This window comes from Rhizomicrobium sp., from assembly GCA_037200385.1.
Classification (GTDB): Bacteria; Pseudomonadota; Alphaproteobacteria; order Micropepsales; family Micropepsaceae; genus Rhizomicrobium.
On sequence record JBBCGL010000001.1, the window covers coordinates 51383 to 73641 of the forward strand.

Annotated in this window: 15 protein-coding genes; 11 read left to right on the forward strand and 4 right to left on the reverse strand. The window is 64.1% G+C overall.

The features are described 5' to 3' along the window. Positions 1–13: 13 nt before the first annotated feature. Positions 14–904: an FkbM family methyltransferase gene (locus tag WDM91_00175; protein MEI9992978.1), complete on the reverse strand. Its 891-nt coding sequence runs from the start codon at positions 902–904 to the stop codon at positions 14–16. Between the two features lie 361 nt (positions 905–1265). Here WDM91_00175 and WDM91_00180 point away from each other — a divergent pair, with 361 nt between their 5' ends. Then, complete coding sequence (locus WDM91_00180; protein MEI9992979.1) at positions 1266–1433, forward strand: hypothetical protein; 168 nt, start codon at positions 1266–1268, stop codon at positions 1431–1433. A gap of 209 nt (positions 1434–1642) precedes the next feature. On the opposite strand, the gene WDM91_00185 is transcribed toward WDM91_00180, so the two are convergent. Next, complete coding sequence (locus tag WDM91_00185) at positions 1643–4384, reverse strand: AMP-binding protein (GenBank protein ID MEI9992980.1); 2742 nt, start codon at positions 4382–4384, stop codon at positions 1643–1645. A 16-nt stretch (positions 4385–4400) separates the two neighbouring features. Here WDM91_00185 and WDM91_00190 point away from each other — a divergent pair, with 16 nt between their 5' ends. The 4 genes from WDM91_00190 to WDM91_00205 are packed head-to-tail and all read left to right on the forward strand — an operon-like array spanning position 4401 to position 11709. After that, the gene (locus tag WDM91_00190; GenBank protein MEI9992981.1) at positions 4401–6215 is read left to right on the forward strand and encodes a non-ribosomal peptide synthetase; all 1815 of its coding nucleotides are present in this window, start codon (positions 4401–4403) and stop codon (positions 6213–6215) included. Then, positions 6212–10219, forward strand: a complete 4008-nt coding sequence (locus WDM91_00195) for an amino acid adenylation domain-containing protein (protein MEI9992982.1) — start codon at positions 6212–6214, stop codon at positions 10217–10219. Before WDM91_00190 ends, WDM91_00195 begins: the two co-directional genes overlap by 4 nt. 3 nt (positions 10220–10222) lie before the next feature. Beyond that, on the forward strand, positions 10223–11038 hold the full coding sequence (locus WDM91_00200) for a thioesterase domain-containing protein (GenBank protein ID MEI9992983.1): 816 nt from the start codon (positions 10223–10225) through the stop codon (positions 11036–11038). After that, positions 11035–11709 carry a 4'-phosphopantetheinyl transferase superfamily protein gene (locus WDM91_00205; protein ID MEI9992984.1) on the forward strand — a complete coding sequence of 225 codons (675 nt, stop codon included), beginning with the start codon at positions 11035–11037 and terminating at the stop codon, positions 11707–11709. The genes WDM91_00200 and WDM91_00205 overlap by 4 nt, the downstream gene beginning before the upstream one ends. A gap of 42 nt (positions 11710–11751) precedes the next feature. Here WDM91_00205 and WDM91_00210 read toward each other — a convergent pair whose 3' ends face one another. Further along, the gene (locus WDM91_00210; GenBank protein MEI9992985.1) at positions 11752–12030 is read right to left on the reverse strand and encodes a PqqD family protein; all 279 of its coding nucleotides are present in this window, start codon (positions 12028–12030) and stop codon (positions 11752–11754) included. A gap of 256 nt (positions 12031–12286) precedes the next feature. Here WDM91_00210 and WDM91_00215 point away from each other — a divergent pair, with 256 nt between their 5' ends. From WDM91_00215 to WDM91_00240, 6 genes are all read left to right on the forward strand, one after another. After that, positions 12287–13297, forward strand: a complete 1011-nt coding sequence (locus WDM91_00215) for an LLM class flavin-dependent oxidoreductase (protein ID MEI9992986.1) — start codon at positions 12287–12289, stop codon at positions 13295–13297. 13 nt (positions 13298–13310) lie between these two features. Beyond that, positions 13311–14744 (forward strand): DHA2 family efflux MFS transporter permease subunit, encoded by a 1434-nt coding sequence (locus tag WDM91_00220; GenBank protein MEI9992987.1) that lies wholly within the window; start codon positions 13311–13313, stop codon positions 14742–14744. 208 nt (positions 14745–14952) lie between these two features. Next, on the forward strand, positions 14953–15501 hold the full coding sequence (locus WDM91_00225) for a sigma-70 family RNA polymerase sigma factor (GenBank protein ID MEI9992988.1): 549 nt from the start codon (positions 14953–14955) through the stop codon (positions 15499–15501). Continuing rightward, positions 15498–16511, forward strand: a complete 1014-nt coding sequence (locus WDM91_00230) for a FecR domain-containing protein (GenBank protein ID MEI9992989.1) — start codon at positions 15498–15500, stop codon at positions 16509–16511. The genes WDM91_00225 and WDM91_00230 overlap by 4 nt, the downstream gene beginning before the upstream one ends. A 116-nt stretch (positions 16512–16627) precedes the next feature. Further along, positions 16628–19105, forward strand: coding sequence for a TonB-dependent receptor (locus WDM91_00235; protein MEI9992990.1), 2478 nt, complete (start codon positions 16628–16630; stop codon positions 19103–19105). Positions 19106–19181: 76 nt separating this feature from the next. Then, entirely contained in the window at positions 19182–20459 is a 1278-nt protein-coding gene (locus tag WDM91_00240) for an MFS transporter (protein MEI9992991.1), read from the forward strand. A gap of 6 nt (positions 20460–20465) precedes the next feature. Here the strand turns inward: WDM91_00240 and WDM91_00245 are convergent, their stop codons facing one another. Then, positions 20466–22142: a tryptophan halogenase family protein gene (locus tag WDM91_00245; protein ID MEI9992992.1), complete on the reverse strand. Its 1677-nt coding sequence runs from the start codon at positions 22140–22142 to the stop codon at positions 20466–20468. Positions 22143–22259 lie beyond the last annotated feature (117 nt).

Here is a 22259-nt window from a genome sequence, read left to right on the forward strand (position 1 = left end):
AAGCCCGGTGCGATCACGAGCCGTCCATGGCGACTTTTTCGAGAAAGTCCCGCAGGCAATTCTCGTGCACGCAAAGAAGATCGGTTTGCAGCCCGCTGCGCAGAAGGCGGGTTGCCCAGAACCAGGCGCAATAGGGCGCGTATCGGCGGGATGGGATCGGAGGCCATGCGAAATAGATTTTCGCGCCCATCGAGGAGGGGCCTTCGAGGACGGTTTCCCAGTCCGGGATGATGCGATCGTGGCGCGGGCGAAGCCAGTTTCGAAAATAGCGGCCAGTCGCCCAGGCCATATAGGCACCATCGAAGAGGACATAGCCGTGCGCGCGCAGGAAGCGCAGAACCCGGAGCGATCCGTTGAACTCGATGTGGATGAGGTCGATCGCGGCGTCGCGCATCAAGCGTGATGCGCCCTTCAGCACGCGCAGCTCGCCGCCCTGCACGTCGATCTTCAGAAGCCGGACGCGTTCGTTCACCTCGTCATCCAGCCTGACGACATCCACCGTCGCGTTCGCACGGCTGCGGTCGGTGGAGAGATGACCCATCGAAGAGTAACCCAGAAGGGCTTTCGCCCAGCCTGCCCCATCTTCCGTCATGATCTTCGGCACGAAGAAGTGCTCCGTGCCCCGACGATCGGCCACCGCGACGCGTCGGAGCGCGACGCGGGGGTCGTCGCCGACATTGTTCGCGAAATGAGGATGATTGCCGGCGAACGGCTCGAAAGCGATGACGCGCGATGCCGGATTCGCGTTCAGAATGCGGCGCGTGGCCCGTCCGATGGCGGCACCGACGTCCAGGCACAAACCGGGCTCCAGACGTCGCAGAAGATCGTAGGCAGCATCGCCATGACGGCCGAACCGCCGACCATCATTGATGCGATCGGGACGTATAGGCTGTTTGGAAGTCATCAGGCGCCCGATGTCTCTGTCGCATGCGTGGATTTGGCCGCTGACGCAACTGCGGACGATGGACATTTCATGCCTGAATGCAACACGTCGGCTTTAGGCTGGCCCGTCTGACTGCGGACACTCGATAGTCCCGCAATGCCTGGGGCATTGCCCACCGTTTCATCCGCTGCGCGAATGGGTGGAAATACCCGGCGATGCAACCCAGGGATGCCGTCCAACGGGTGTTCCGCATTGATCGTAACCATTTTTTCCTTTTGCATCATGGTTGTTACGGCGGCGTGCTCCATCTTGCAGTGCACACATACTGTGTCCTAAAGTAGCTCTGGGCTATACCGGCCGCACATCAGGAGATTTTGGTTTTATGACGACGAAGAGCGAGATCGAGACCTCCGTGGAGGAACTGGCCGGACAGAATTCGAGGCCGACCCTCAAGGCATGGGGCCAGCCGACCTACCAGAAGTTCCCGCTTCGCGGGTCCGAGACGGCCAATACGAATTCGAATTTCGACGGCACCAACTATTCGTCTTGATATAGTGCGGTCCTGGCGGGCCGTACCTATCATTCCCGAATGTGCCGCGATGCACGGGTAGCGCCTCTCAGGAAAGCTTGCCGGAAAAATAGGGCTTTGGCATGTGCGATCAGCTCGCCGGAGGCTGTGGCTTTCTTAGCGTTCTCCGTTCTCCGATTGCGGGGTCATGAGAGAAGCGCGGCAACACACATACTGTGCGTGGACGCCGTTCAGCGATGCGCCATCTTCAAGAGCGCATCGATCACCGCGTCGCGGTGAGCCGGCTTGAAAAAGTCGAGGTGGGGGGTCTGGGTTTGCAGCGTCTCTATATCGTCGAAGCAGTCGTCCCAGCCAAGACGGGGATAGGCATCGGGTTCAAAGCGCCGCTCACCGGAAAGGACCAATAGGAGCCTCGTTGCGACGCGGCCCTTCGGAATCCCTGTGAACGCCGCGAGCCGTGTCGCGGCCATCACGCCGCGCCGGGCCTGTTGGTTCCAGCGCGTGAGCGCCGGAGGGGAAAGAAGGCTCAACAGTGCCGCCGCTGCGCGATAATGCCGGCGCGAAACGAGCCCGACCGCGAGCCGGCTTGCCAGATTGCCGCCGAGATAATTCGCGATGCCGCCATGGCGGGTGGCGCCCTGATTCAGACGCGCCGTAAGGAGCATGCCGCGGCGCGCATCCGCCTGGAGCCTAAGGAAACGGTCGTCGCGCACGCCGTCAATGATGACCACTCCATCCACGGAAAGTCCGGCCTCTATGAGCCGGCGCGCCGCTTCCGCCGCGAGCTTGCCGCCATATGACGCCCCAAGCAGGAAGAGCCTGCGATGCGCCGCGCGCCCGGCGAGGGCCACGATGCTGTCGAAATAGGCCTCGGCTGTGAACGTCCCGGCGAACGCGTCGCCGCCCCACGCATAGTCGACGACGATTGGTGTGAAATGCGCTCCGGCATGCTCCGCGAACGCGTTGATCGTCATGTCCGCGCCGTACATGCCGGAAAAGATGAACAGCAGAGGCCGCCCATTCTCCGGTTCGATGGTCGTGCCGCTTTCCGGGGGCTGCATGAGGCGCGCGATCAAGTCGGAAGGGCGCGAGGACATGTCCAGGACCGCCGGCGCCACGCGACGCCCGAGATGGGTCTCGAGATACAGCAGGATGTTGAGGCCCTTGAGCGAGTCGCCCCCAGCCTCTTCGAAGCTCGCATTGCGATCGAAGGTGTCCGGTTGCAGGAACCGGTCCCAGGCGTCCTGCACGATCCTCATCGCGGCCGATACGCCGATTTCGGCTTTCGGCAAGTCTGTGTTCGGTGCCGGCGCACTTCGCTCGCGGTCGATTTGCTCTAGCGCCACATTGTCGGGCTTGCCGCTGGGGAGGCGCGGCAGGGCCGGGAGGATCACAAAGCCCGCCGGTTGCATGAAGGCGGGAAGGCGGCTCCTGCACCACGCCGCGATCGCCGCCGGCGCGATGGCGGCACCTGCCGGCGGCGCGCAATACGCGATGAGTTCGGCGGAATGTTCCCTGTGACGAACGACGACCGCTGCATCGCTCACGCCGGGACACGTCGAGAGTGCTGCTTCGACCTCGGCAAGATGCACGGTATTGCCGCGAATCTTCATCTGCCGATCCTTGCGGCCGACGAATTCCAGAAGGCCTTCCGGCAGCAGCCGCCCGACATCGCCGGTTCGGAACTCGATCGCGCCCGTCATTTGGGAAGGAAGAAAGCGGGATCGCGTCAAGGCCTCGTCGCTCCAGTATCCCAAGGCCAGCGAGCGGCCGGTGACGACGATTTCGCCCAGTGTTCCCTCCGGGACCTTCTCGCCCCCTTCGTCGATCAGCCGGATGGGCTTGTCCGGACGCGGATAGCCGACGGGAACGAGGGCACGGTCGAGCGGCGTATCGTGATCGAGATACCAGGATGCGTAGCTGTATGTCTCCGTCGTGGCGAGATCGATGCATAGCCGGCAATGGCGTGGGAAGCGCTGCCGGTAAAGCGCCACGTCCGAGTGCAACACCCTGTCGGAGATAAGATGGACCAGGCGCACGCTATGCGAGAGGGCCTGCACGGCGCCGCTTTCTGGCGCGAACATGGCGCGAAACACGCCCGGGATCACGTGCAGGACCGAGACGGCGGATCGCGCGAGGAACTTGGTGGCTGCGGCAAGACCGTGGCGCCTCACATCGACCACGCACAGCCGCGCCCCCGCCGCGAGACTGCCGTAAATGTCTCGCGTGGACCCGCTCACGCTGGGCGAATAGAGCAGGGCAATCCGGTCGTCTCGCGTCAGCCCGGCGCGCCAGCAATGCCGCAAGACTTCGTACAGGATCGCGCGCTGGCTCTGATAGACGCCCTTCGGCTGTCCCGTGCTGCCCGACGTATAGAAGATCACGGCGATATCATCCGGCTCCGCCGCGATATCGAGCGGATCCGGAATGGGCTCGGTGGGCATGGCGATCTGGGTCAGTTCCGGCGCCATCTCGCGTATCGCTGCCGTGGTGGATACATCGACGATCACGGCGCGCAATCCGGCGCGGGCCGCAATGTCGGCATTCCGGGTCGCAGGAAAGCTCTCGTCGAGCGGGACATACGCAATACCGCGCGCCAGCAATCCCAGGATCGCGGCCATATAGGAACCCGACGCGGGCAACAGGATCCCGACGGGTCCCTTGCCGACATCCGCCGCATCCAGGCGCGCGGCGACCGCGGAGGCGAGGCCGCAGAGTTCGGCATAGGTCAGGTCGCGATCGGTGTCCTGTACGGCGACCGCGTTGCCATGTTCCAGGGCGTGCCGGGCGACGATATGCGCGATGGTGGTGGCGATTTCATCCGGAGACGACGGTGCCGGCATGGCCGATGAAGCCATGTCGATCTCGGAATGTGGTGGAATGCTCATCTCGTCCGGTTGAGGGGGCTGGCCGTTGCCTCCGCTGCTCGCTACCCCGTATAACACAATAGTATCAAGCGGAAAGCGGCACATCGGCCGGGAGACAGGAATGGTGCTCGGGGGATTGCTCGCGTCTGGCAACCAAGATGACGTCGCGATCGCCGGCCCCGGCCTTCCGAGCCTTTCATATGGGGCGTTGCGCGCGCATGTTGCCGCGCTCGGCCGATACCTGGCCGGCCATGGGATCAGCCGCAGGGATCGCGTCGCCCTGGTGATGCAAGACGGTGCCGATATGGCCGTTGCGCTACTGGGGGTTGCGGCGCATGCCGTCGCCGCTCCGCTCAACCCCCGCTGTACGGAATCCGAGTTCGAGCGCCTTTTGCGCGATCTTCGCCCCAGAGTGCTGATGGTCGAGCGGATCGACGACACCGCCGCCGCAGTCGCCCGCCGACTTGGCATTCCGGTGCTCGCGCTCGCGGCAGGTCGGGAGCAGGCCGGCGTCTTCGAACGCGGCGACTCCGAAGGCGCGCCATCAACCGGTGCGGCGCCGGACGATTATGCCCTGCTGCTGCACACGTCGGGCACCACGGCGCGGCCCAAGCTCGTCCCGCTGACGCACGCCAATCTTTGTGCCTCCGCCCGCAATGTCGCCGCGTCATTGAAGCTGACGAGAGAGGATCGCGGCCTCCACATCATGCCATTGTTCCATGTCCACGGTTTTGTGGCGGGACTGCTCGCCCCGCTTTCGACCGGCGGCAGCGTCTATTGCACGGGCGGCTTCACTCCACGCGATTTCGCGACATGGCTTTCGACGGCGAAACCCAGCTGGCTGACGGCCGTACCCACCATGCACCAGGCGATCCTGGCCTGGAGTGAACGCGAACCCGCTACGGCATCTGCCGCGGGGCTGCGCCTTTTGCGCTCCTGCTCTGCGGCCCTGCCGCCAAGTGTCGCAAAGGGCCTCGAGCGCGTGTTCGGCGTGCCGGTTATTGAAGCCTACGCGATGACGGAAGCCGCGCATCAGATCACCAGCAATCCACTGCCGCCGGCGCAAAGACGGTTCGGCAGCGTGGGTGTTGCCGCCGGTCCCGAGGTGGCGATCCTCGATCCGCAGGGGCGGCGGCTGGCGCCGGGCACGGCCGGTGAGGTGGCGATCCGCGGCGCGAACGTCATGACCGGGTATCTCGACAACCCCGACGCGAACGCCGCTGCCTTCGTCGATGGATGGTTCCGAACTGGCGACGTGGGCACGCTGGATGAGGATGGCTATCTGCGTCTTGTGGGGCGGTTCAAGGAAATGATCAATCGCGGCGGCGAAAAGATCGCACCCGTCGAAATCGAAAGCCTGCTGCTCGGCCATCCGGCTGTCGCGCAAGCCGTCGTATTCGCAGCACCGCACAGCACGCTCGGCGAAGAGGTAGCGGCCGCGATCGTCACGAAAGCCGGCATCGCGTGCAGCGCGCGCGATCTGCAGGAGTTCCTGCTGCGTGATCTGTCGTTGGCGAAGATCCCGCGGCGCATCCTTTTTCTGCCCGAACTGCCCAAGGGTCCGACGGGAAAGCTCGTTCGCATCGGACTGGCTGAGATGTTGGGCCTTGCTGCAGAGCCTTCGCTGCCGCCGCTCGTCGCGTCTTCCACGCCGCAGGAACATGCGCTCGCGCAGATTTGGCGCGAGTCGATGGGAGCGAAGAACATCGGCGTGAACCAGGACTTCTTCGATCTCGGCGGCAATTCCCTGACGGCGCTGCGCATCATCGATGCCATTCGGGAGGCCATGGGCGTCGAGATCTCACTCTCCGATTTCCTGGCCCACCCCACCATCGTGCAATTGTCGCTTGTCATCACCGAGCGTCGCTTGATCGCGATGGCGCCCGACGCGGCTGAAAGGCTGCTGGCCGGCGTGGAGCGCGCCCGGGCATCATGAATGGCGGCGGGACAGACGGATTGCGCGAACGGCTTGCGGCCCTTTCATCGGATCAGCGCGCGCGTCTCGAAGAGGCGCTCGCCAGCGGCAGCGGCGGCAACCGCTCCGGATCGTCGACAGCGGGCGAAGCAGGACATCCCTTCCCGCTGACGGAAGTACAGCAGGCATATTGGGCTGGGCGGCAGCGGAACTTCGGCCTTGGCGGCGTGGGAACGCATAGTTATACGGAATTCGATACGACCAGGGTCGATCTCGATCGCCTCTCCGAAGCTTGGAATCGCTTGATTGCGCGGCACGATATGCTTCGTGCGATTATCGATGTGGACGGCATGCAGCGCGTACTTCAGCGCGTTCCACGCTACGCCATCGCGATCGAGGATGTCAGTGCATTGTCGGAGGAGGAGCGGGAGGTCCGGCTTCGCGCGCGCCGGGACGGCATGTCGCATCAACTTCTCGCGGCGGATCGCTGGCCGGTCTTCGAAATTCGCGCGACGGTCATGGGTGAGGCGCGCGTCCGGCTTCATTTCAGTTTCGATGCTCTCATAGCCGACATGTCGAGCCGGCGGATCTTGATGCGCGAGTTGGGGCTCCTCTACCGCGATCCGGGCGCCGACTTGCCGGCTCCAACCCTGACATTTCGCGACTTCGTGCTGTCCGAGGCGTCGGCGCGCGCGTCACCGGCGTATGGGCGTGCGCGCGAATACTGGTCGGGCCGCGATCTGCCGACAGCGCCTGCGCTGCCGGTCCGGGATGGATACGACATGCTTATGCCGCCGGTCTTCACGCGGCGCACGCTGCGCATGGCACGCGAGCCGCTGGAGCGCGTGGCACGAGGCCTGGGCATCACACTGAACGTGCTTCTGATCACTGCCTATGCCGATGTGCTCAGGCTGTGGAGCGGCGGAGAGCGATTCACGCTCAACTTGACTCTGTTCAACCGGCCACAGGCCGCGGCGAATGTGGTGGGCGATTTCACGTCGCTGACTCTGCTGGAAATCGGGCGCATGGAGGGCCTGCCGTTCGCCGCGCGCGCGCGCGCCATCCAGGAACAGCTTTGGAGGGACATCGATCACCGCGCCTTCGGCGGCGTATCGGTGCTGCGGGACATGACGCGCGCCCGAAGCGGCCATTCGCACGCTCTCATGCCGATCGTCTTCACGAGCGCGCTATCCGGCGACGAGGCCGGAGACGACGTTTCCTGGCTGGGCGAAGAGGTCTTTGGTTCGAGCCAGACGCCTCAAGTCTGGATCGACCTCGTCGCGCGCGATGCCGATGGCGAACTTGTCCTGCAGTGGAATGCCGTGGAGGACATGCTCCCGCCGGGGATGTCCGTGGACATGGTTTCCGCGCTGGCCAGGCTGCTCGCGCACCTTTCGACGGATCGGGAGGCAGGGGCGTTGTCCTGGCCCGCCACGGCCACGCTGCTTCTGCCCGACGCGATGCGGGCAACGCGCGGGGCTGCGAATGCAACCGAATTCGCGCAGCCGGACTCGCTTCTCCACTCGATGTGGAGGCAGCATGCGCGGGAGGCGGCGGATCGCATCGCGATCATCGCGTCGGAAACGACGCTCCGCTATGGCGAGCTCGCGAATATTTCCTTCGACCTGGCGCAACGGCTGCGGTCCTTGAGTGCGATACCCAACAGCTTGGTCGCCATTGTCATGCGCAAGGGATGGGAGCAGGTGGCAGCCGTGTTGTCCGTATTGGAGAGCGGTGCCGCTTATTTGCCGATGGACCACGATCTTCCGGCCGCGCGCCTGCGGCTTCTGCTGTCCGACGCCAATGTGAAGATCGTTCTGACCCAGCCGGATCTGGTCGGCCGCCTCGCGGTGCCGGACGGTGTGGTGGTCATCGCCGTCGACGCCACCGCGAGGCAATCCGCGGTCGCGGCACCGCAGCCCTGCCAGAAGGCTTCGGATCTCGCTTATGTCATCTACACCTCCGGCTCTTCCGGCAGGCCGAAAGGCGTTGCCATCGAACATCGAAGCGCCGTGAACACGATCGACGATATCAATACGCGTTATGCCGTCGGACCGTCCGACCGCGTTCTGGCTCTGTCGTCGCTCGCCTTCGATCTGTCGGTCTACGATATCTTCGGCGTGCTCGGTGCCGGCGGCACAATCGTCGTGCCGGAGCATGACCGTCTGCGCGATCCGGCGCATTGGGCGGAGTTGATGTCGCAGCACGATGTGACTTTATGGAATTCCGTGCCTGCGCTGATGGAGCTGCTGATCGATTATCTGCGGGGCGGAAAACCGGGTCGCCTCGCTTCACTGCGTCTTGCGCTTCTCAGCGGAGACCGGATTCCGCTCAAACTGCCCGATGCGATGCGCCGCGCAGGGTGTGCGGGCAGGATCGCCTGCCTGGGCGGGGCGACGGAAGCTTCGGTCTGGTCGATTCTTCATGAGACCGGGACCGCGGCCTCGGGCCGAAATACGATCCCGTATGGCAGGCCGCTTCGAAACCAGACGATGTACGTTTTCGGACCAGGCGCGGTCGATTGCCCCGATTGGGTTCCCGGCGATATCCATATCGGGGGGAGGGGGGTCGCACGGGGCTACTGGAACGATCCGGAAAGGACAGCGGAAGCTTTCGTCTTCGACGTTGTGCGCGGCCTGCGCCTGTACCGGACGGGCGACAGGGGCTGCTATCTGCCCGATGGCAGTATCGAGTTTCTCGGTCGCGAGGACGGTCAGGTCAAGTTGCGCGGCTACCGAGTCGAGCTTGGTGAGATCGAGGCGGTGTTGATGGAACATGAAGCCGTCGGCGAAGCGGTGGTCGTGGCCAAAGGGGAAGATTCATCGTCGCGCACGCTGGCTGCGTTTATCGTTCTCGTGGAGGGGGCCGTGCCTCCGATCGACGCTATCCACGCGCATTTGAAGGCGCGCCTGCCGGCCCACATGGTGCCGCCGTCCCTTACCGTGATTTCGCAGCCTCCGCTGACCGCAAACGGGAAGATTGACCGGCGTGCGCTGGCGCTTTCGCCGACTGCAATCCGGCATCTTGTCACTTCGGAGACCGCGCATGAGAATTTGGGACACATCGCGCGCATTGTGCGGGATGCCAGCCGCGTCCCGATCCCGTCTCTCGACAGCGATCTGCTCGAACTGGGCCTGAATTCGGTCGACGTCATCAGAATCGGCAATGCGCTGGACGCGGCGCTAGGCTACCGGCCGGACATCAACACGATCTATGCATCACCGACCATTCGCGCGATTGCCCAGGGTTGCCCCATCCGGGAGCCTGCCAAGGGTCCGCCGGCGCATGCGATCCGCGCGCACGCCGCCGAGCGCAAGGCTATACCGCTGACGCCGAAGGCCTTGCCGGATGCGGTCGGCGCGCTTTTCGCGTCTCGCCGCAGCACGCGCCGGTTTTCCCTTCGTCCCGTTTCGGCGGTATCGCTCGGCGGGCTTTTCGAAGCGTTGCGGGTCCGAGCGGACGGAACGCGCAATTATGCCTCGGCCAGTGCGCTCTATCCCGTCCGCCTCTATATGGCGGCAAGACCCGGCCATGTGGAGGGGGTCGAGGCGGGTTCCTATGTCTATGATCCGGTCCGTCATGCCCTTCAGCGCGTCTCGGCGGATCGTCCGGACCGTTCTTTCTTCGCGCCGTCGAACATCGCCGTCTTCGAGGAGGCTGCGTTCGTCTTCTTCCTTGTGGCGCAGCTGGAGACGCTGGAGGAACGCTATGGGCCCCGCGGCTGGCATCTTGCGACCATCGAGGCGGGCTTGGTATCGCAACTGCTCGAAACGGCGGCACCTGGCTGCGGACTGGGCCTTTGTCAGATCGGCAGTGCCAAGGAAGCGGCGATCGAATCGTTGCTGGAACTCAAACCTCGCGAGCGGTTCGTTCATGCCATTTTCGGCGGCGTGCCCGACGAAGCCGCATGCTGGGAGAACGAACACACGGAGGAGACGCGGCTCAAGAGGTACCTGGAACGCGTCGGTCACCTCACGGCCGAAGAGACCGCTTCGCTTCGCGATGCGTATCGGCAAAGGAGATAGGCGGTGGACTTTGCCAAGGACCTCGCCGCTCTCACGGAACAACAGGCCGACCTTCTCGATCTCATGTTGGACGACATGGCGTGCGGCAGCAGGATGTCCCTGGAGCCCAACGTCGTGGTCGTCCGGCAAGGCCAGTCTCCGCTTATCGTTGTGCACGGCAGCGGCGGGCGATGCCTCTTTCTTCATGCGCTCGCGCGACACCTGCCGAACGGATTGGGGCTGTGGGGAATCGAAGCGGTAGCCGGAGAAGCGCACGCAAATCGGGCCGAACCGTTCGGCACGTACCTCGCCGCCTTGCGCGCGGCGCAACCCTCCGGTCCCTATCGTCTCGCCGGATATAGTGCCGGTTGCGTCATTGCCTTTGAGATCGCCGCCCGCCTGGAAGAGGCAGGAGAGGCGGTCGAGAGCCTCGTTCTCATCGACCCGGTGGCACCCCCGGATGGCGACACGCCCCCGGATGACGACCGCTCGGCGCTCGCGCGCCTCAAGCGACGATTCGAGATCGCCGCGCTGGCAAGCATCACGCCGCTCAGCCCGGAATATGCCTTCGTCGCACAAGTGAACCGCGACCTCGCGGTGTCCGCTGCCGGCTTTCGACGTCGCAAGCTCGCGGCGGCTATTCGGATCGTCCATGGGACCCGCGGTCCCTATGTCTCCTCGCCGGAGACGCTGATGGCCTGGACGGACCTTTCGGCGCGCGGTACCGACTGCGCGGCCGTGGATTGCGACCATTTCGAGATCGTGCGCGAGCCCTATGTTGCCGACACCGGACGATTGATGACGCGCTGGCTCGATGCAACGCCGCGGGACCGGGCATGAGTGCCGGCATCGTACGCTCCGAATTGTGGCGGTCGCTGCTGCCGCCGGGTGTTGTGGCGTACGAGACGCGCGAGTTCGTGCAGGCGCCGCTCTTGTTCGATGGCGAGCAAAGCCTCGTGGCAAAGGCCGTCCCGAAGCGCGTTGCGGAATTCGCGGCCGGTCGGCTCTGCGCGCGACATGCTCTTGCCGAATTGGGCCACACGGATTTTCAGCTCCTGAGAGATGCCAGCCGGCGTCCGTTGTGGCCCGACGGCATCGTGGGAAGCATCACCCACACCGATGGCTATTGTGGCGCAGCCGTCGGAAGACAATCGGCGATTTCCAGCATCGGGATCGACGCCGAAGAGATCGTGCGGCTGGACGATTCCATCCTTCGCGCAATCTGCACGCCCGAGGAACGGGCGCGCCTCGAGGAGGCGGATACCGCAAAGAGGCAATGCGCTACGGCGCTCGTCTTCAGCGCCAAAGAGGCATTCTACAAATGCCATTCCGCAGCCGGGGGTGAAATGCTCGGGTTTCGGGACGTCGCATTATGCTTCCACGAGAACGGATTCACTGTCGAGCCGCAAAGGGCGTTCCGACGTTCCTGGCCCGAAGGCACGCGCCCCGCAGGCCAGTACGAAATCCGGGAAGGCCTCGTCTTCTGTGCTGTCGCATTTGTGCGCCACTGACACATCTGCGTATCGTCGCCGACGGCGGTGTTGGTGCGGCGCTCAGGCGCGCGTGACGATACCGTCCGCGACGAGATCGTCGAGGAATTTGCGCGTATCGTGCAGGCACTGTTCCCGGCCGACATCAAATTGCTGTTCCAAGCCGGTCACGATTGTATCGAGACTTGCCGGCTTCTCCAGCAAGGACCAGATCGCGCTGCTGATGGGATTGAATTCGAAGTAGTTCCAATTTCCCAAGTGCAGCAGCAGCACCACGCCGTTGACTTCGGTTTCGACAACCTCGTCCGCGCGGGAATAAAGCAGGTTCGTGTCCTCGAGCATGCCTCAAGTGTGCCTCAATGAGGCCATTGCGGCAATGTGCGGGAGCCGCGAGTCCTGGGCTGGTGCGTCGAACACCGGACCGAAGGCGGCTTTGGAGACATGCCAATGCTTGATGAGCGCCGGCCGCCAGAAATGGACGAAGATAACCCCAAGGTAATGGTGGCTATCCCGATCCGGTCGAATCGTCAGGCTATGAGCAAGGCCGCCGTTCGTGCCAAAGTACTGTCTTGCCACCAGCGCGACCGGAACCTATCTGTTGACTGAGCTTTCCATTCTCGAACTTGTTCGCGTCACCGAAGAAACCGATGCGCGCGGGGCGCTCGACAACGCTCGCGATCTCGCCGCCCATGCGGAAAACTGGGGTTATCGCCGCATCTGGGTCGCCGAGCATCACAACATGGCCGGCATCGCGAGCGCGGCGACGTCCATCGTCATCGCGCATATCGCGGCCGGCTCGAAGAGCATCCGGGTCGGCGCGGGCGGCATCATGCTGCCAAACCATGCGCCTTACGTCATCGCGGAGCAGTTCGGCACCTTGGCGCGGCTGTTTCCCGATCGCATCGATCTGGGGCTCGGCCGCGCGCCCGGAACCGACCAGCTGACCTTGCGCGCTTTGCGCCGCACGCCCGAAGCGGCGGAGAATTTTCCGCAGGACGTCCTGGAACTCCAGGCATTCCTCGCGCCGGCGGGTCCCAACCAGCGCATCCAGGCGGTTCCGGCGGCGGGCACCAATGTCCCCTTGTGGATTCTCGGATCGAGCAATTTCGGCGCCATGCTCGCAGCGGAATTGGGCCTGCCTTATGCATTCGCCTCGCATTTCGCGCCCGACCTGCTCATATCCGCATTGCAGATCTACCGCAGCCGCTTCAAGCCGTCCGAACAGCTCGCTGCGCCCTATGCGATGGTGGGCGTCAATGTCATTGCGGCGGAGACGGATGCCGAAGCGCGTCGTCTGGCCACGACGCAGCAGATGTCCTTTGCGAACATCTTCCGCGGGGCGCGGGGCCTGAGTCAGCCACCGATCGACGACATCGAAACCTACTGGTCGCCGACGGAGAGGGCACAGGCCAGGCAGATGCTCGCCCGCTCGGTCATCGGTTCGCCAGGCACCGTTCGCGCCGGTCTGGAAGCGTTCGTCGCGGAGACGAAAGCCGACGAATTGATGATCGTGTCCGACATCTACGATCACGCCAGAAGGCTCCGCTCGTTCGAGCTCATCGCTGACGCCTGGAAAACCGGCACCAAGACCGACGGTCCGCGCCTCTAGCGAAGGATTTCTCGTGTCCACTGCCCCCACGGACAGGCCTTCCGACGCGGTCAAGCGCATGCTGCCCTGGCTGGTCGCCGTGGCGTTCTTCATGGAGTCGCTCGACACCACGATATTGAACACCGCCGTGCCGGTCATCGCCAAGGCGCTGGCGGTCACCCCGCTCAACATGAAGTCCGTGCTAGCGAGCTACACGCTCAGCCTCGCGGTCTTTATCCCGATCAGCGGCTGGATGGCCGACCGGTTCGGCACGCGGCGCGTCTTCGCCTCGGCCATCGGCATCTTCACCCTGGGCTCGTTCCTCTGCGGCCTTTCCGGCGACATCCACCTGCTGGTGGCCTGCCGCATCCTTCAGGGCTGCGGCGGCGCGATGATGGTGCCGGTCGGCCGGCTGACACTGGTCCGCACCTTCCCGAAATTCGAACTCGTGCGCGCCATGAGCTTCGTCGCCATTCCCGGCCTGATCGGCCCCATGCTCGGGCCCATCGCCGGCGGCCTCATCGTCGATTACCTGCACTGGCGCGCGATCTTTTTTCTCAACATTCCGGTCGGAATCGCGGGACTCGTGCTCGTTTACCTGCATCTACCGGACTATCGCGAAAGGACGACCCATCCGCTCGACGTCGTCGGGCTCATCCTGTTCGGCACCGGCATCGCCCTCTTGTCCTATGTGTTGGAGATCTTCGGCGAACACCGGCTCGGCACCGGCGAAGTCCTGGGGCTGCTGGCAATCTCGCTTGCGCTGCTGCTCGGCTATGGGCTGCATGCCAGCCGGACAACCTATCCCCTGCTGCAACTGGGCCTGTTCCGCATCCGCACGTTCGCCGCCGCCGTGAGCGGCAGTTTCTTCACCCGCCTCGGCATCGGCGGCGTCCCGTTTCTGCTGCCGCTCCTCTATCAAGAGGGGCTCGGCCTTTCGGCCATCGTGTCGGGCCTTCTCATCATGCCGCAGGCACTGGCGGCGCTGAGCACCAAGTTTTTCATGCCCAGGCTCCTGGAGCGTGTCGGCTATCGCGGCGTGCTGATCTCGAACACCGTCATCCTGGGTTGCATCCTGATGCTCTTCGCGACGATCGGGCCGGGCACGCCCATCTGGCTCATCGTCGTGCAGGCCTTCTGCTATGGCGCGCTGACCTCTACGCAATATACCAGCATGAACACGCTCGTGTATGCCGACGTCCCGGCGGACAAGGCAAGCAACGCAAGCTCGATCGCCAGCACCATGCAGCAGTTGTCGGTCAGTTTCGGCGTCGCCGCGGCCGGCCTGACCACTGTGTTCTTCATTCCGGCCGGGCCGAGCATCGGCACCGGCGCGATGATCCGGGGATTGCACGAGGCGTTCCTCGTCCTCGGTGCCTTCACCATCCTTTCGACGATCGTCTTCAGCAGGTTAAAGGGTTCTGACGGCGAGGACGAGACCGAGCAGAAGGACATCCATCTGGGATAACTGCGCAAACCGCACGGCTGTCGCGCTCACGCGACAGCCGGCCGGTGAAGCCGGATCGGCTGAACAAATACATGCGCCGGGTGTCTGCCGGAGCTCTGTCTCGAGCGCCCGCCATTTGAAGGTAAACGTAGCCGAGCCCACATTCCTCACTAGAAAAGTTTGTTTCGATCCGGTCGCGCTTTGCATATGATCATGCAGGGGACTTCGCGTGTCGGAACGATCGGATGGCCGCAAATCTGACGACGCGGTCTGGGCAAATCTGGACCGCCGGTTTCGGGCGCCGTTGGTGGCGTTCTTTCAGCGGCGCGTCTACGACCGGACAGAGGCGGAGGATCTGACCCAGGAAGTCTTCGTGCGCCTGACGCGCCGGCCGGACCGGCACAACGGCGAAACGATCGACGCCTATGTCTTCAAGATCGCGGCCAATGTCCTGATCGATTGGGGGCGCTATCGTACGTCGCGCCGGGCGGCGGCGCATCGCACCTTCTCGGATATCACCGAGGATGTCGGCATTCCGTCGATCCTGGTTGAGGATCGGACGCCCGAACGCGTTCTGGCGGGCAAGGACGCGCTCCAGAACATCGAGGATGCCTTGGCCGAACTCAGCGCGCGGACCCGCGAGATATTCTTGCTGTCGCGGATGGAAAACGTCCATCACCGCGATATCGCGAATTTGCACGGCATTTCGGTCAGCGCAGTCGAGAAGCATGTGCTGAAGGCCGTCGCCCATCTTTCCGCAAGGGCGCTTCGATCATGAGCGCGTTCGACACTTTGCCCTCCGACGAACAGGCAAGGCTGGAAACGGCTGCTGTCTGGTGGCAGCGTTTGCGAAGCAGTCCGTCCACCGAATTGTCGGCCGAATTCCTCACCTGGATCGGGCAACCCGCGAATCGCCGCGCTCTCGATGCGGTCGAGAGCACGATGTCGGCGCTCGACGATTTCGGCGCGACGCCGAAGATCCTCGATATGCGGCGCTCGGCGCTGACGCGGTTGCGGAACGCCGGCGTGAAGAGGTGGGCGCCGTGGCAGGGGATCGGTCAGATCGCCGCCGCGGCGTTGCTGCTTGTCGCGATTGGCGGCGGCCTTTGGTACATCCAAGGCCAGCGCCCCACGGCTTATGCGACCGATGTCGGCGAGCGGCGGGTCGTGGCGTTGCCGGATGGCTCGCGTATCTCCCTCGATTCCGACAGCGAGGTCGAGGTTCGCTATTCCAGCGCGGCGCGCACGATCATGCTCGATCGGGGCCGCGCCCGGTTCGACGTGGCACACGATGTGACGCGGCCGTTCACGGTCTCGGCCGGCGCGGAAACCGTGGTTGCGGTCGGTACGTCGTTCAACGTGGAGCGGCTAGGCTCGACCGTGCTGGTCACGCTCATCCAGGGCCATGTGCTGATCAAAGGCGCGAGCGGCTCGGACGGCGCGCCCCGTCCGGGTCCGAAGCCGACCGTATCCCTGGTGGCCGGCGAGCAGCTGGTGGCGGTGCGCAATGCAACGCCGGTGGTCACGCCGGCGAACCTGGACGCCGCCACCGCCTGGGAGGAAGGCCATCTGGTGTTCCGCGGCGAGCCTCTCGGCGAGGCCGTCCAGCGCGTGAACCGCTACACCGACCATCCCATCGTCGTCGATCCATCGGTGGCGTCGGTCCGGATCAGCGGCGTCTTCAACGCGGGCGATATCGGATCTTTCGTCAGCGCGATCACCGGCTATTTTCCGGTCGAGGCGACCACGGACTCCGACAACAGGATCACGCTCCAGCGCCGGTCGTAACCGGCAACATCTCGCTTTACATTTTTTTGACTCTTTTGCTGCGGAAGCGTTTCGCGGTTGCGTTTATCAACACGAACCGTCCCTCCAGCTCGGGGGGCGCCGTGTTGGGGGGCCGCATGCGTTATCATTTGCGCCGTAGTGCGTTGTTTGCCACGTCCGCGCTTGCGGGCATTTCGATGCTGGGCGTGGGCGGCGCCGCCGCTGCCGAGCAGACCTTTCAATTTGACATCCCGGCGGAGCCACTCGGGCAGGCCTTGACGGATTTCTCGCGGGAATCGGCGCAGCAGATCGTTTTCTCGGAAGAAGTCACCAACGGGCTGAGGACGGCGGGCCTGCACGGCCGCTACACGGCGGCGGCGGCGTTGAACGCGCTCCTCGCCGGCACCGGGCTGAATGTCGAGCGCAATTCCGACAGCGTCATGATGGTCCGACCAAAAAACGCCGAAGCCGCCTCAAATGATGGGGCGGCGGATCCCAACGGCACGGCGGACGGGCGGATCGAAACGGTCACGGTGACGGCGGAAAAGCGGGAGGAATCCGCGCTCGACGTGCCGATCGCCCTCACCGCGCTCGGCGGCGCGCAATTGGAGCGCTCGCAATCGTATCGGTTCGAGGATTATGTCGCCAAGGTGCCGGGCCTGACCGTCATCGACAATGGCGCGGTCGGCAGCCAGCTCGTCATCCGCGGCATCACCAACGGCGTGAACGTCGAAAACACCTCCGTCGCGACCTATATCGACGAGACGCCGTTCACTGAGGCCGGGCCATTTGCCGGCGCGAGCTTCGCCGCGCCAAATCTCGACACCTTCGACATGCAGCGCATCGAAGTTCTGAAAGGCCCGCAAGGCACGCTGTACGGCGCCAACGCGCTGGGCGGTCTTCTGAAATTCGTCACCAACGCGCCCGATCCGACCGCTTTCGTGGGGCGGTTAGCGGCCGGCGTCAGCTCCACCGAGAATGGCGGCACCGGCTTCGATCTGCACGGCATGGTCAACGTGCCGCTCGCCGACGATGCCGCCCTGCGCGTGGTCGGCTACGATACCTACTATCCCGGCTTCATCGACGATCCGTCGCGCGGCGTGAAGGACATCAACGGCACGCATTTCACCGGCGGGCGCGCCTCGCTGCTCTATACGCCGACCACAGACCTGTCGGTCCGGTTCAACGCGCTGTACCAGGTGCGCGCCTGGGGCGACTGGCCCAATGAAGACGTGAATGCCGGTACGCTGACGCCGCTGCATGGCGACCTGGTGCAGGAGCACCTGATCGCCCAGCCCGGCCGCCTGACGACGCAGCTCTACAACGTCACGGTGAACTGGGACGTGGGTTTCGCCAATCTCGTCTCGACGACCAGCTACTACAGCAACAACAACCACAACATCGAGGATTTCAGCGACTCCTACGAGCCGCTCCTCACCGGCATTTTCGGTGCGCCCTACGGCGTGGCGATCCAGGCTCGCAAATGGTACGTCCACGCCTTCACCCAGGAGCTGCGCCTGTCGTCGTCGGGCGACGAACCGCTGCAATGGCAGGTCGGCGGCTATTTCACGAATGAACGCGGCGACGAGGACACGATCTACCCGCCGATCGACGGCACCACCGGGAAAATCCTGTTCGACGATCCCTTGGGGCTCGGCGGCTTCGTCGCACCGGTGCACTACCGCGAATATGCCGGCTTCGCGAACCTCGACTACCATTTCACCCCGACCTTCGATATCGGCCTTGGCGGCCGCTACAGCGAGAACAGCCAGGATTTCCACGAGACTGCGCCGGGCATCTTCGGCGGCGGGTTTGATTTCGGCACCGCCTCGTCGGAGAGCGTCTTCACCTATTCGGCGGACGCGCGCTGGCACGTCACGCCGCAGAACATGTTCTATGCCCGCGTCGCCTCCGGCTTCGCGCCCGGCGGGCCTAACGATGCGGTGCCGAACCAGGTCGTGCCCAGTTCCTACAAATCGTCCAAAACGTTGAACTACGAGGTCGGCGTCAAGAGCAGCCTGCTCGACGACAACCTGACGCTCGAACTCTCCGCCTTCGATATCGAATGGAGCGATATCCAGCTCAACGCGATCGTCGGCGGGTTCGGCACCATCACCAATGGTGGCAAGGCGCAGAGCAGGGGCGTCGAATGGAATGCCGTTTATCGGCCGATCGACGGCCTGACGCTGCAACTGAACGGCGCCTATACCGATGCGCATCTGACCCAGCCGACGCCGGCAAGCGTCAACGGCCACGCCGGCGACCGGTTGCCGAGTTCTCCGCTGTGGGGGACCTATGCGAGCGCGGAGTATGAACGGCCGCTGTTCGACGATTACTCCGGCTTCGCAGGCGTGGATTGGCGCTTCAACGGCAGCCGCTATGCCGATTTCCAGGCGACAGGCCCGCGTCAGGAGATGCCGCAGTTCGGGATCGTCGATCTGCGCGCCGGCATCGAGCGGCAAGGCTGGTCGCTCGCGCTCTACGCCAAGAATGTCGGCAACGAGATCGCGATCAATTACGTGCAACCCGAATCGCTGGCCGGCGGATCCGGTCCGCAGTCGGCCAGCGTCTGGCAGCCCCGCACGATCGGCGCAACCCTGACCAGCAATTTCTGAGAACGGCGCGGCGGAGCATGCGATCGCGTCCCGCCGCGCGCCCTTCCATTCCCGATGAGACAACGCGGAGGGCTTGGTGAAGAAGATCGTCTACAAGAATTACCTGCTCGGCGTGTTGCTGCTGCTCTTTGCGTTCAACTCGGTGGACCGGCTGGCGCTGGGATTGGTGCTGCAGGACATCAAGGCCGACCTGCACCTGACCGACACGCAGTTGGGGCTGCTGACCGGCATCGCCTTCGCGCTGTTCTACGCCATCGTCGGCATACCGATCGCCCGCTGGGCGGATCGCGGCAATCGCGTGACGATCATTGCGGTGACGGCGGCGGTGTGGAGCGTCATGGTCGTCTTGTGCGGCGCCGCGGGGAATTTCGTTCAGCTCCTGCTGATCCGCGCGGCGGTCGGCGTCGGCGAGGCGGGATGCGTGCCGCCGGCGCATTCGCTGATCGCCGACTATTTCGACCGTGGGGAACGGCCCAAGGCCATCGCGGTCTACATGATGGGCGGCTCGCTGAGCCTGCTGATCGGCTATTTCCTGGCGGGCTGGCTCAACCAGTTCTACGGCTGGCGCGCCATGTTCGTCCTGCTCGGCCTGCCCGGACTGGTGCTGGCGGTGCTGGCATGGCGCAGCTTGCGCGAACCGCGGTTGGACAAGGCGGATGCGCCGGACGGGATCGCCGCATCGCCCGCGCCGCAGCCCAGCCTGAGGGAGGTCTGGCTGACCTTGTGGGCGAATGCCACATTCCGTCACCTGCTGTTCTGCTTTTCGGCCGTGTTCTTCTTCGGCTACGGCATTCTGCAATGGCAGCCCACCTTCTTCATCCGCAGCTATGGACTGAAGACCGGCGAGCTCGGCACGTGGTTCGCCGCCGTCAACGGCGTGAGCGGCCTCATCGGCACCTATGCCGGTGGCGCGCTGGCGTCCCGTTATGCCGTCAACAATGAGCGCCTGCAGCTCAGGGTCATCGCACTTCTTTTCTCCAGCTTCGGCGCGATCTATGCACTCGTCTATCTTTCCCCCGATCGCTACATGGCCTTCGCGCTGATGGGCATTGCGACCTTGGGCGCTGCGGCGGCGAACGGTCCGATATTCGGCGCCATCCAGTCGCTGGTGCCCGAACGCATGCGGGCGATCACGATCGCCATCATCTATCTGTTCTCGAACCTGATCGGCATGGGGCTCGGGCCGTTGGCGGCCGGCGCCCTGAGCGATGCGCTTCGACCGTGGGCAGGAGACGAATCCTTGCGGTATGCGCTGCTGGCGTTGTGTCCCGGCTATTTGTGGGGTGGCTGGCATCTGTGGCGGGCGAGTCGAACCGTGAACCGGGATATGGAGGCGGTGCAAACGGCCCGCTGAGGGCACTCAGGCAGCGCCCGGCCGCGGAGTCTCGCTGACCGCGAGCATCTGCGTCTCGGGCGGGCGACCGACGGTATCGCCGATCTGTGCGGCGGCGCGCATCGCTTCGATCAGTTCGAGATGGTCCGGCAGACTGTCCAGCAAGGCGTCCTTGATGCCCTCCCATTCCAGGCAATATCGCCGCCATACGTCGCCAGCCACCACATCGATGGTGGGGGCGGGCGTATTCCGATAAAAATCCTTGCCGAAAAGAACGCTCTGAAGGCTGCAGGAACTGAAGATGCCGGGGGGCGAGACGTCCAGGCCGTCCGGAACAGCGTGGCGCCATAGCGCCAAATTCTCCAGCACGGCGTCCGACTTCTTCGTTTCGTTGCGGACCGCCAGCCAATAGGGCGTGTCGTCACGGTTGCCGAGCGTATAATGCAGGGCGAGGAAGTCGCGCACATGTTCGTAGAACTTCTCGATCGTCGCATTGAATTTGGCGCGCAACGGTTCTTCGAAGTCCGTCGTCGGCATGGTGGCCACGAGCCAGCGGGCCGATAGATCGATGGATTGAATGGCCGTCGACTCCAATGGCTCGAGGAAGCCCGCCGAGAGACCGATGGCCACGCAATTCTTGACCCATGCGCGGCGCGAGCGCCCGACGCGCATCCTCAGGACGCGAGGTTCCGTCAGCAGATGGTCGCCCGCGAGTTGCGTGTGCAGCTCCTCGAGCGCTTTCTCGTCGGATTTGAACGCACTCGAATAGACATAGCCGGTGCCGAGGCGCGAATGGAGCGGAATGCGCCAAGACCATCCTGCTTCCAGGGCCCTCGAGACGGTGACCGGCTCTATCGATTTGAGGTCCCTGTGCGCGACCTGGATCGGAATCGCACGATCGTTGAGCAGATAATCCGAAAACGGGACAAAGGGCTCGCTCATCGCTTCGTTGATCAGCAGCCCTCGAAAGCCCGTGCAATCGATGACCAGTTCCACGGCATGCGTGCCGGACTTTGCCAATTTCAGTGCCGAGACGAAGCCGCGTTCGTCATGTTCGACGTCGATAACGTCGTCGGCGAGACGCTGGACGCCTCGGGCCTGGCAGACCTCCGACAGGAATTCGGCGAAGCGGGCCGCGTCGACGTGATAGGCATAGCGCAGCTTGTTGCTGTAAGGCGCGGCGGCGACGTCGCGCGGAGCCTTGCGCCGCTCGATCGCCTCCACGCTTCGGCTTACCAGCCGCACATACTCCCGTCCGTGGAGGTTCTCCCGTCCCGGAACGCCATGGGCGCGGAACGAGTTGCCGGGATTTAGGCCTCGCACCCAGCTTCCGCAGTGGAAGGGGTGGACGAAGGCATAGGGCTGTCGCCGATCGTCGACGTTCCAGTTCTCGAGCCGCGTGCCGTACTTGAATGTCGCATTCGTGCGCAGAACGAATTCCGGTTCCGATATCTGGAGAAGCTCGAGCGTATGCGCGAGCAAGGGCAGCGTGCCTTCGCCGACGCCTACGCTTGGAATATTCGGCGATTCTATGAGCGTGATGGCAACGTCCGGGCGCCCGGTCGGGCCCCACTGCAACGCATGATTGAGATGCGCGGCGGCGATCCAGCCCGCCGTTCCGCCGCCGACAATCGTTATATTCGTGATCGGCCGACCCAAAGCGACGTTCCCCGCCCAACGCAATTCCGTCCTCTTTATCGACATCGCAAGACGGTTTCAAATGGCCGTCCCCAAGTTGTTTCCAACCGCCGGCGCATGTAACAAATCGATCATGGGAGAGCGCCGTTCATGCACAGAATTGGAAGTTGAAGCGACCGACGT